Annotated in this window: 9 protein-coding genes; 4 read left to right on the forward strand and 5 right to left on the reverse strand. The window is 67.0% G+C overall.

Annotated features, from left to right (window positions below; genetic code table 11):
* Positions 1–220 precede the first annotated feature (220 nt).
* The 3 genes from RWX45_RS03830 to RWX45_RS03840 form a co-directional block, all read right to left on the reverse strand.
* Positions 221–1,024 (reverse strand): sugar phosphate isomerase/epimerase, encoded by an 804-nt coding sequence (locus RWX45_RS03830; protein WP_316022454.1) that lies wholly within the window; start codon positions 1,022–1,024, stop codon positions 221–223.
* Positions 1,025–1,264: 240 nt separating this feature from the next.
* Complete coding sequence (locus RWX45_RS03835; protein ID WP_316022455.1) at positions 1,265–1,549, reverse strand: putative quinol monooxygenase; 285 nt, start codon at positions 1,547–1,549, stop codon at positions 1,265–1,267.
* A gap of 111 nt (positions 1,550–1,660) precedes the next feature.
* Positions 1,661–2,899 (reverse strand): ROK family protein, encoded by a 1,239-nt coding sequence (locus tag RWX45_RS03840; RefSeq protein WP_316022456.1) that lies wholly within the window; start codon positions 2,897–2,899, stop codon positions 1,661–1,663.
* A 438-nt stretch (positions 2,900–3,337) separates the two neighbouring features.
* On the opposite strand from RWX45_RS03840, the gene RWX45_RS03845 reads away from it, so the two are divergent.
* From RWX45_RS03845 to RWX45_RS03855, 3 genes are all read left to right on the forward strand, one after another.
* Positions 3,338–4,396 carry a sugar phosphate isomerase/epimerase family protein gene (locus tag RWX45_RS03845; RefSeq protein ID WP_316022457.1) on the forward strand — a complete coding sequence of 353 codons (1,059 nt, stop codon included), beginning with the start codon at positions 3,338–3,340 and terminating at the stop codon, positions 4,394–4,396.
* Positions 4,397–4,405: 9 nt separating this feature from the next.
* A complete protein-coding gene (locus RWX45_RS03850) occupies positions 4,406–4,798 on the forward strand; it encodes a DUF6379 domain-containing protein (protein ID WP_316022458.1) in 393 nt (130 codons plus the stop codon).
* A gap of 134 nt (positions 4,799–4,932) precedes the next feature.
* Positions 4,933–6,534, forward strand: coding sequence for a DUF5597 domain-containing protein (locus RWX45_RS03855; RefSeq protein WP_316022459.1), 1,602 nt, complete (start codon positions 4,933–4,935; stop codon positions 6,532–6,534).
* 62 nt (positions 6,535–6,596) lie between these two features.
* Here the strand turns inward: RWX45_RS03855 and RWX45_RS03860 are convergent, their stop codons facing one another.
* Both RWX45_RS03860 and RWX45_RS03865 read right to left on the reverse strand, forming a co-directional pair.
* Complete coding sequence (locus tag RWX45_RS03860) at positions 6,597–6,851, reverse strand: hypothetical protein (RefSeq protein ID WP_316022460.1); 255 nt, start codon at positions 6,849–6,851, stop codon at positions 6,597–6,599.
* A 292-nt stretch (positions 6,852–7,143) separates the two neighbouring features.
* Positions 7,144–8,517, reverse strand: a complete 1,374-nt coding sequence (locus tag RWX45_RS03865; protein ID WP_316022461.1) for an ROK family protein — start codon at positions 8,515–8,517, stop codon at positions 7,144–7,146.
* Between the two features lie 369 nt (positions 8,518–8,886).
* Between RWX45_RS03865 and RWX45_RS03870 the strand changes: the two genes are divergently transcribed.
* Complete coding sequence (locus tag RWX45_RS03870) at positions 8,887–10,380, forward strand: glycoside-pentoside-hexuronide (GPH):cation symporter (RefSeq protein ID WP_316022462.1); 1,494 nt, start codon at positions 8,887–8,889, stop codon at positions 10,378–10,380.
* Positions 10,381–10,519 lie beyond the last annotated feature (139 nt).

Genomic DNA, 10,519 nt, shown 5'->3' on the forward strand with positions numbered 1-10,519 from the left:
TCACAGAACTGAGGCGACGCCGAACACGGACTCCGGCTTGCGGGCGGACGCTGCTCGCGGCCTTGGAGGGCGACGACGTCGCTTAATTGCGTCAGTTGTGACGGTAGCCACCGCCGATCGCGGCAGCCAGGACGGCGGCCCGGCCTTCTGCGCGCATGGTGCAGAACCCCATCGGTACGGTGGCCGCTCGTGAGGGCGCGGGTTCGGAAGCGGCGTCGGCTCAGACGTCGTGCTCGCGCAGCCAGGCGAGCGAGGCGGCGATGCCCTCGAAGATGTCGCCCGCGTAGTCGTCGAACTCGACCACCCGGAGGGCCTGCGGGGCGGCCCGCAAGGCGGCGGCGACGTCGACATCCCCGGCGCCGGCCGGCTGCTGGCGGGCCGTGTACTCGGCCATGAGGGCGGTGATCTGCTCGACGTCGTCGGGCAGCTGCGGGGGAGTGGCCGGCATGACGCCGTCCTTGACGTGGATGGCGCGCACGCGGTCGCCGAGCCTGCGCAGCAGCGCCGGGGCGTCCGCGCCTCCGAAGGTCGCCCAGAAGGTGTCCACCTCCAGAGCCACGCCGGGCTCGAGCGCGTCGGCGAAGACCTCCAGCGCGTGGCGGCCGGCGATCATGGTTGACGTCTCCCAGGAGTGGTTGTGGTAGCCGAGGGCCAGCCCGGCCTGCGCGGCGCGTTCGGCGGCCGTATTCGCCTTGTCCGCCAGGCGGGCCACGGCGCCGGCGCTGCGCCACAGGTCGGGACCGAGGAACGGGTCGATGAGCAGTTCGACACCGATCTCCTGGGCTGCTGCCAGTACCGGTTCGGGGTCCTCGACGTCAATGATCGAGGCGTGTGCCGTCGGCGCGGTCAGCCCGGCGGCATCCAGGGCGCGGCGCAGGCGCGGGGCTTGCTCGACGAAGGCGAAGGCCTCGACCTGGGTGTAGCCGATATCGGCGACCCGGGCGAGCGTGCCCTCCAGGTCGTGGCTGAGGGCGTCGCGGACGGCGTAGAGCTGGACGCTGGGCTGGGCGGTGGATATGGGCATGACGGGATCCTCCTTGATCGGTGTCGCCCATCATGGCGCGCTGGGGACGCCGGCGAGCGTGGGAGGCGCGGTCTACTGCACGCCTCGGGCGGAAGACACTCGTGAGGGCGTTGAGGCCGACGCCGACGGGGCGACCGCGCGCCACGAAGGGGAGGGACGGTGGCCTCCCGGCCCGGTGCCCCTCGAAGGTCGGAGTCTGCAAATCCCTACCTACAGCTCCTGCACATCCCTACCTTGGGGTCAGACCTGCTCGTACTGGACGATGACGGGATCGCTCGTGGACAAGGCGATGAGCTGCGGAATGAGCGTGGTGAAGTGCGGGGAGGCGTTGTGAGCCTCAATAGCGGCGTCGTCGGCCCAGGCCTCCAGGAAGGTGAGCGTGGCGGCGTCCTCGCGGGCACGCAGCAGCTCATAGGAGACATTGCCCGCCTCCGCGCGTGAGGCCGCCACCAGCTCACGGGCCTTAGCGGTGAACTCCTCGACGGCGTCGGGCCTGACGGTGAATGTGGCGATGATGCGGATCATGAGGGCTCCTTCGTTCGCAGGGTGCCGGCTTGACGTGACGGGCCGCCACGGCCGGCGCGAGTACGTTACTTGTACCGGTTTCGATGCGTCATAAGTGCCGGTTTCGGCGTGTTATTTGTGCCGGTCTCGGCGAGGGGACGGGGAGGCGCCGGTGGCCGCCTCGAACACGGCATTGACAGCCAGCAGGGCGCAGCCGCGCAGCTCGTCGTCGAGCCCGCTGGCCGCAGGCAGGATTTCCAGATCTGCCGTGGCCAGCGCTAGGGCGCGCTCATCCACGATCCGCTTGACGACGTCGAGGAACATCGGGCATCCCTGCGGCATCGGCCCGGCCATGACCACCCGACCGGGGTTGAAGAAACTCACCAGCATGGCCAGCGCGTCCCCCACCGCGGTTGCGCTGCGCACCATGAGGGTGACGCATTCGGTGTCGCCCGCGTTCACGCCGTCCACGATGTCCTCGATGGCAAGTTCACCACGGCGATCCAGGCACTCCTTGAGGTGCGGGCTCAATCCCTCCACCGCGGCGCGGCGGGCATCGCGCAGCAGCGCCCAACCGCCTGCGACCGCCTCCAGGCAGCCGGTGCGTCCGCAACGGCAGACCACCGAATCCATGCCGGACACCTGCACGTGCCCGATATCGCCGGCCGCACCTGCGGAGCCCAGGTGCAAGCGTCCGTTGGACATGATCCCCACCCCGATTCCGGTTCCGACTTGCAGGTACAGGATGTTCGCCGGCTCGCGCCTGGCGGCTTCCGGCAGGGTGGATGCATATCCCAGCAGCATGATGTTGACGTCATTACCCGTGGTGACCGGGACCTTAAGAGAACGGGTGAGGGCGTCGATCACGTCGAAGTCGTCCCAGCCCGGCATGATCGGCGGACTGGATGGGCGGCCCGTCTCCTGGTCGATCGGACCCGGCAGGGAGACGCCGGCCGCCCACACCGGCAGAGCGTGTCCGCGAGCCATGTCCTGCAGCTCCTCGGCGGCTCTAGCGAGTGTCGCGTCCGGTCCGCGGGTGATGGGCCAAGCCAGGGTGCGCCGCTCAAGCGGCTGCCCGACCAGATCCATCACGGCCAGGCGCAGCGTCGATGTGTGCACGCCGACGGCGAGCACGAGCCCGGCCTCTTGGCGGAAGCGCCAGGTGGCCGGGGCCCTGCCGCCTGTTGACGGCGCGGATCCGTCCGGGGCGATAAGACCGGCGTCGATGGCGACATGAATCAGTGAGGAAATCGTATTGCGGCCCATTCCCGTTTGACGGGCGAGTTCCTGTCGGGTGCTGGCTCGGCCTGTGCGGATGAGGTCGGTAATGGTTAGGACATCGGTGGGGATAGTGGCGATGGGGCCGGGCACGGTTGCCTCCCAGGTTGTGGCTAGCGGCGCCGCCGGGAGAGGCGTCGACGCTTTCTCAGCCTAGTTCAGGGTGCGTTGTGTTCTCACCCAGGTTGGCTTTTGCAGGCCGTGAGGGGAGGCGGGTGGTAATCCTTGTCAGCGGTGGGGCGGTGGTTGATTGCTGTGCCCGGACGGGCGGCGTCGGGCGTGCGGCATGCGTTCGTTATGCCAGCGAGGGGCCCGCTACGCCACTAGGCGGTTTGCCGTATTACTGACGCGGGCTAATGCCGTGATCGTGCAAAAGCGGGGCGGGCAGCCCTGGCCCGCCAGCAGGAGCCGGCCATAGTGTCGCGGCATCCGGGTGATCCCGAAACAGCTGCGGCCATCACGTGCGGGCAATCGGTCCGCGACGGCTGCCGGCCGCGCTGAACCCTCCAAGGACGGAGAGAGGACGGATACATGACTATCAAGAAGGGCGTTTCCCTGTACTCGCTGCAGGACGCCTACGGGCGCGGCGGCCTGGGCCTGGAAGGGGTCGTGAGCGCCGTCGAGGACATGGGTACGCAGGGCATCGAGATCCTCTCCGACGAGATGATCCGTGGTGCCGCGCGGGCCTCCGAGCAGACCCTGGCCGAATGGGACGCGATTATGGAGCGCCACCCGCTCGAGCGCGTCTCCAACGACATCTTCATCAACTCCTCCCTGTACAAGAACCGCTGGCTGACCACCGAGGAGCAGGTCGAGCTGCTCAGTGCGGACCTGCGGCTGACCCACCGGCTGGGCATTCCACTCGTGCGCATCGTGTCCCAGACCGACCCCGCCGTCATCCGCCCGACCCTCCCGCTTGCGGAGAAGCTCGGCATCACCATGGCGGTGGAGGTGCACGCCGGCATGAGCTTCGACCACCCCATGACCGCCGCCTGGATCAAGGAGATGAAGGAGGTCGACAACCCGCATGTCGGGCTCGTGGTCGACTTCGGTATCTACTGCCAGCGGCACCCGCGGGTGTCCACCAACTATTTCCGCGAGACGCTCGGGGTCAACGAGGACGTCATCAAGTACATCGACGACATCTTCGCCTCCGGTACCGACCCGCGGCAGGTCTTCCCCCGAAACCCCGATAACCCGGACGACTACCAGTTCCCCGAGGAACTGAGCCGGCACTTCCACACCTTCCAGGATCGGTTCTACGCCATGATGTCTACCGGGTACGAGAACACCCCGCTGGACACCCTGGACGAGTACCTGCCCTACATCAAGTCCTTCCACGGCAAGTTCTGGGAGGTCACCGACGAGGGTGAGGAGTACTCCATCGACTACGGCCGCATCTTCACCCGGCTCAACCAGCTGGGCTTCGACGGCTACGTGTGCAGCGAATACGAGGGACAGCGCTTCGTCCTGCCCGGCGAGCCCATCACCGACCTCGAGCAGGTCCGCCGCCACCAGGACCTCATGGAGCGCCACCTCAACGACGGCAAGAACGACGGCGCCGACGCCGCCCAGAACGACGGAAAGTGAGTCCAAGTCATGTTCGATGGATACATCTTCACTGAGAACACCCTCGTGGGCGTCGAGGAGGACGGCGAGACTATCGGCTTCGAGATGCGCACCCGCATCCCGTACTACCGCGGTATTCCGCTGTCGATGGTGCACGACGTCGAGGTCGAGGTCGACGGCGAGGCCGTGCCCCGCGAGTCCATCCGCTTCACCGCCGACGACGGCGAGCACTGGTGGACGCTTGACGAGATGGAGACGGTGACCTTCTTCCGCTGGGAGTACGCCGACGAGGCCACCGTGCGCGTGCTGGTGCCGGGCGGGCTTACGCCCGGCGAGCACGAGGTGCTGCTGCGGGTATCGGCCCGCGTGGCCTACATCCCCGTGCCCTTCTCCGGCGAGATGAAGCGCACCGTCACGATCTGAGGTGCCCGGCGGGGCGGAGCAAGTCTGCGGCCCTGGGCCGCCGGCAACTCCGCCCCGCCGACGACGCCGGAGGGCACCTCGTTCGCCGTTGAGTCCCCATCCCCTTCCATCACCGCACACGTCAAGGAATTCTCATGAACCGCTGCGAGACCCGTCATCTGCGGATTGCAGGCCGCCCTCGGCTGCTGCTGGGCGGGCAGCTGCACAACTCCACCAGCTCCGACCTGAGCAGCGCCCGGGAGGCCTTCGACCGGGTGGTCGCGCTCGGCGGCAATGCGGTGACCGCCACCGTCAGCTGGCACTTGGTCGAGCCCTCCGAGGGGCGCTTCGACTTCGCGGGCGTGGACGCCCTCATCGACCTGGCCCGGGAGCGCGACCTGGCCTTGACCCTCCTCTGGTTCGGCGCCTGGAAGAACGCCGCCTCCACCTATGCGCCCCGCTGGGTCCGCGCCGATACCGCCCGCTTCCCGCGCGCAGAACTGGAGACCGACGGCGCTGGGGGCGCCGCTTTCACCCGGCCCGGAACCCCGGTTCTTTCGGTCTTCTCACCGGAGCTGCTCAGCGCCGACCGCCGCGCCTTCACCGCCCTGGCCCGCCATATCGCCGACGTCGATGACGCGGGAGTGGTCGTCATGATTCAGGTCGAGAACGAGACCGGGCTGCTCGGTGCGGCGCGTGACCACTGCGTCGGCGCGGAGGCGGCCTGGGCGGCTCCGGTGCCCGGGCAACTGCTGGGCTGGCTCGCGGAGCATCCCGACGCCACCGGCACGGCGGCGCGGCTGTGGCGTGAGCAGGGGCGGCCCTCCGCGGGCACCTGGCCGGAGGTCTTCGGCTCCGATGAGTGGGCGCAGGAGGTCTTCATGGCCTGGGCCATCGCCTCCCACTGCGAGGCCCTCGCCGCATCCGCCTCCCAGCACCTGGACGTGCCCTACTACGCCAACGCCTGGCTCGGGCCCCAGCCCGGGCAGGAGCTGCCGGGACAATACCCCAGCGGTGGCCCCACCGCCGGGGTCCTGGACGTGTGGCAGGCGGCCGCGCCCAGCCTGGCCCTGCTCGGCCCGGACATCTACATCGACGACGTCAAGGGCACCACGGCCGCCTATGCCCGTCCGGATAACCCGCTGCTCATTCCCGAGAGCCGGCTCGCCGTCGGCAATCTCTTCTGGACGGTGGGCTCGGGCGCGATCGGCTTCAACGTCTTCGGGGTTGACGATGTGCGCCCGGACGGCCAGTTCTCCTCCGCCTACCACCTGTTGGGCGGAGCGGAGGACGTCATCATCGCCGCCCAGCGGGAGGGGCGCATCCGCCCGGTTCTGCTGGAGGCGGGCGAGAGCGCCGTCGTCGAGTTGGGTGGCCTGAGTTGGACGGTGCGCGACGCGGGCGCCGCACTGCGGCAGATGTTCCTCGACGCTGGGGTGCGGGTGCGTACAGACGCCGACGCGGGTGGTGAGGAGAGCGACGCGAGCGCGCTGGTGCCCTCACCCGCCGACACCCGCGCCATGGGCATCCTCATTGATCTGGGCGACGACGAGATCCTCGCCATTGGGCAGGGGCTCATGTTCGATGTTGCTGGTCAGGTGGGGGAGATCGTCGAGATCGACGACGCTGTGGAGGGCTGCTACGAGGCGGGGGAGTGGGTGAGCGGTCGTCACCTCAACGGCGACGAGCGGCTCAGCCTGCTGCCGCTGGACCGCCTCGCCGCCGTGCGGATCAAGGTCCTGCGGCGACATGTGTGATTGACACCGAGGTATTCGTTGTGAGCGGGAGTAAGCGAAGAAAGTCGGAATTTGGTGGATTCTCATTCTTCGACGGGTTGTGAGACGTCGGTCTGTCTGGATTCGTTGGCGTTGTCGATCGCGGCGAGTGTGTACGCGAGTACTTCCTCCGAGGTGAACCGCTCTGTGGTTGTCTCCATCTCGACCTCCGCTGCGGCCAGTGCGTCGGTGATGTCCCGGTCCAGAGCGAGCGCCTCGTAATGCTCGATGCTCATGACCACCATGTCGCCCACGCCGTTGCGGGTCAGGAAGACCGGGCGGCTATGCCCGTGAACCATTTTTGGGCTTCTTCCCGATGTAGGGGGTCCGGTCGTAGAGGTTCGCGGTGCCGTCCTCGGGCATGGGCATGTATGAGGGCGAGTGCGGGGTCGGCCCCGGGGTGACATTGGGAGTACCCCTGGTTGCCCACAGGTGGAATCTCCTTAAGAGACCTGCCTTCTGTGCGGACGCCCGTTCCGCCGCTGACGCGTCGCCGCGCGGAACGTCCGCTGCGAGCCAGCTGACGAACGAGGAGCGGATGTGCGACCAGGACTTCATGTGATCTACGATACATGTAGGTGGTCGTCGGTGTCAGGCGTCCTGGCGACGGTGGGTGACGAGCTCGGCCACGCCCACGGGGGAGCCGTGGGGTAGCCAGACGTGCATGACGTGCGCGGACAGCAGTCTGTCGGTGACCATGCGGCAGGCGCCCTTGAGCGCGTCATCCTCCATGCCCATGCGCACTCGTAGCCGCTCGGAGGTGGCGGGCAGCACCCGGCGGCGCAGCGCTTGGTTGACCGCGCGGGAGAAGAACTCGCCGGCCTGCGCTACACCTCCGCCGAGCACGACCTCGCCGGGGTTGTACGTGGTGGTGAGCACCGCCAGCACCACCGACAGTCGGTCTGCTGCCTCGGTCAACAGGCGCACGCACACTGGGTCTCCCTCTGCGGCGCCGCGGAAGACGTGCTCGCAGCGAATGCCGCCGGACTCATCGAGGTGGCGCAGGTAGGGGGAGCGCTTCAAGGCCTGAGGGGTGGTTGCTGCATCCTCCATGGCGCCACCGGAGAGCGTTGTCTCCAGGCAGCCTTTGCGGCCGCAGCGGCAGGCGCGCCCACCGGAGCCCGCCATCTGAATATGGGCGATCTCCCCGGAGGCGGCCGCGGCGCCGCGATGAATCTTGCCCTGCGACACGATGCCCATGCCCAGTCCCAGGCTGAGGCGCACATACAGCAGGTCCTGAGGGGCGCCGATGCGTGTGGCGGCGGCCAGCGCCATGACATTGACCTCGTCGTCGAGCCAGACCGGCAGGTCGAGCTGCTGGGCGAGTCGGCTGCGCAAGGGGAAACCTGTCCAATGGAGTGTGTCCGAAGCGCCGCCGGTCCTGGCTGTGGCCGGGGCGATCAGTGTTCCGTCGCGGAAGTCGACGGCGGTCGGTACGCAGACGCCCAGGCCCCATGCCGGCGGAAGCTCTGGATGGCGGCTGCGCAGAGCGTTGAGGTGCTCGAGCGCATGGCTGGTGACTGTCTGTGGAGCGCTGAGAATGCCCTCGTCCCAACTGGCTTGATCGATGATCGTGCCGCCCAGATCTGTGAGTGCCACGGTGCTGGAGCGGTAGGAGATGGATAGGACGAGGATGGTTGCCGCGGATGGGTTGAAGCGCCACATCTCCGGGGCGCGACCGCCGGTCGACATACCGCGTCCGGCGGGGGAGAGCAGGCCGAGCCCGACGGCGGTCTTGAGCCGTCGATCGACGGCGTTGCGTCCCAACGTGAGGGTTTCGCCCAGATCGGCGCGGGAGACACCGTGGGGGTACTGGCGTGTCTCGGCGATGAGCTCGGCCAGCTGGGAAACATGGGCGAAGGAAGGGGCTCTGAGTGGAGCTGCTGCCGCCGTGTCTGCGCCCCGGGAGGATGGTGAGGGGGCGGACGACCTCACGCCATCGTGCTTGCTATCTTGGGGTGTCACGTAGGCAGTGTCCGCCGCACTTCCGCAAGCGTCAACCGGAATAATGGCTACGATGTTGAGACTTGTGCCTCTATTGTGCAAAACCGGCGGATAGGTGGTTTCGTCGTAGCTGACTGCCTGTCGGCGTGGTGGGGATCGGTGATCAGGGGCAATCGGTTACTCGATAGACGCCGGGGCTGTTGGTTGCGGCGGACTTGAGATACCGGCTTATGCACGGGGAGTGCGGAAGGAGGGGGTGGTGTGCTTGTCGCCCGCAGTGGCGCCGCGTTGACTGTGTCTCAGAACGCAACGAGGTGCGGACGTCGCAGTCCCTGACCTCGGGAGTTCCGGGCAGAGCAGCCCGCACTTCGCATCACAGAAAGGCCCGTCATGACGACGCAGTCTGCGGTACCGGCCACGAAGGGTGGCCAGGTCCCCCTCAAGGAGAAGATCTCCTACGCCTTCGCCGAGTTTGGCTCCCAGTTCATCTGGACAACCGTCGGCTCCTACCTCCTCGCCTTCTACACCAACGTCGCGCTCATTCCCGCCGTGACGGCTGGGAACATCCTCCTGCTCGCCCGTATCCTCGACGGCGTTCAGGATCTCGGCTTCGGTTACATCGCGGAGCGCACGAAGTCTCGGTGGGGCCGTTTCCGCCCTTACGTCATCTTTGGGGCTCCGGCAGTCTCCATCACCATGATCCTCGCCTTCGTTAATCCCTTCGATGGTTCTGGTGCTAAGACTGCCTGGGCGGCTATCACCTACGTACTGCTGTGCTTCGCCTACACCGTGGCGAACATGGCCTACGGCTCGCTGGCTGGTGTCATGACGACGGACTCTGGCGAGCGACTCACGCTGAACTGGATCCGCAACATTGGGTCCCAGGCGGCTCAGCTCATTATGAACGTCCTCACCCCGTTCCTCCTCGCCGCCTTCGTTATCAACGAGGCTGGCAAGGAAAGCGGCGGTGACACCCGCTCATACCTCATCACGATGGCGATTTACGGTCTCATCGCTCTGCCGATGTTCCTTATTACGGGCTTCAATGTCCGTGAGCGCATCACCATGACGCCGGAGCAGCAGCAGGTGTCCTTCAAGGACACCGTCAAGGCGGTCCTCTCCAACGGCCAGCTCATGGTCGTCTTCTTCACGCTGCTGCTCAACCTCGTCGGCCTCTTCGGGCGCATCGGTGTCATGTACATCTACTGCATCTACATCCTCGGGAATCCGACCCTCATGGCTGGCGTTATGAGCGTATTCACCCTTGGCGCTGCCATCGGAACGATCGTCCTGCCGCCCTTCGCCCTCAAGCTGGGCAAGCGCAATATGATGATGGTTTCCATGCTCTGCTCCGCGGTCTTCCTGTTTGCGATCTTTATCGTCGGAGACTCGCACGGCCTCACCCTGCTGCTCGTTCTCCAGTTCTGCTACGGCTTGTCCGGATTCGCCGCTCCCATCGCTTTGTCCATGGTTCCAGACGCCGTCGACTACTACGAGCTCAAGACCGGTGTCCGCGCCGACGGCACCTCCTATGCAGCCGTCTCCCTCTCGACGAAGATCGCCTCCGCCGTCGGTGGCGCTATCTCCCTTTACATTATTGGATTCTTCGGCTACGACGGCGCAGCAAAGGTCCAGACCGCAACTGCCCTTACCGGCATTAACGTGGCTACCAACCTCATGCCGGCGATCATGGCATTCGTTGCCTTCATCCCGCTGCTTTTCTGGAAGCTGTCCACTAAGCGCATGAACGAGATTACCGCCGAGCTCGACGTCAAGCGCGCCGCCCAGGCCGAGGCTCTCGCCGAGGGACTCAGCCGCGACGAGGCCGAGCAGGTCGCCGAGCACGCCGCCGAAGAGGCGGTCGCGCACCCCGGCCGCGATTGACCCATCCGTGCCGGCTCCGCGGTGGGACCCTCCCGCCCGCGGGGCCGGCACGCCGTCCCCTGCATACGGCGCCTTAACGCCGCGCCTTTAGCATTCAGTCCTGCCGCTCACCATCCTGTTCACCGTCCCGGCACTCAAC

Source organism: Actinomyces sp. MRS3W, from assembly GCF_032465695.1.
Classification (GTDB): Bacteria; Actinomycetota; Actinomycetes; order Actinomycetales; family Actinomycetaceae; genus Actinomyces.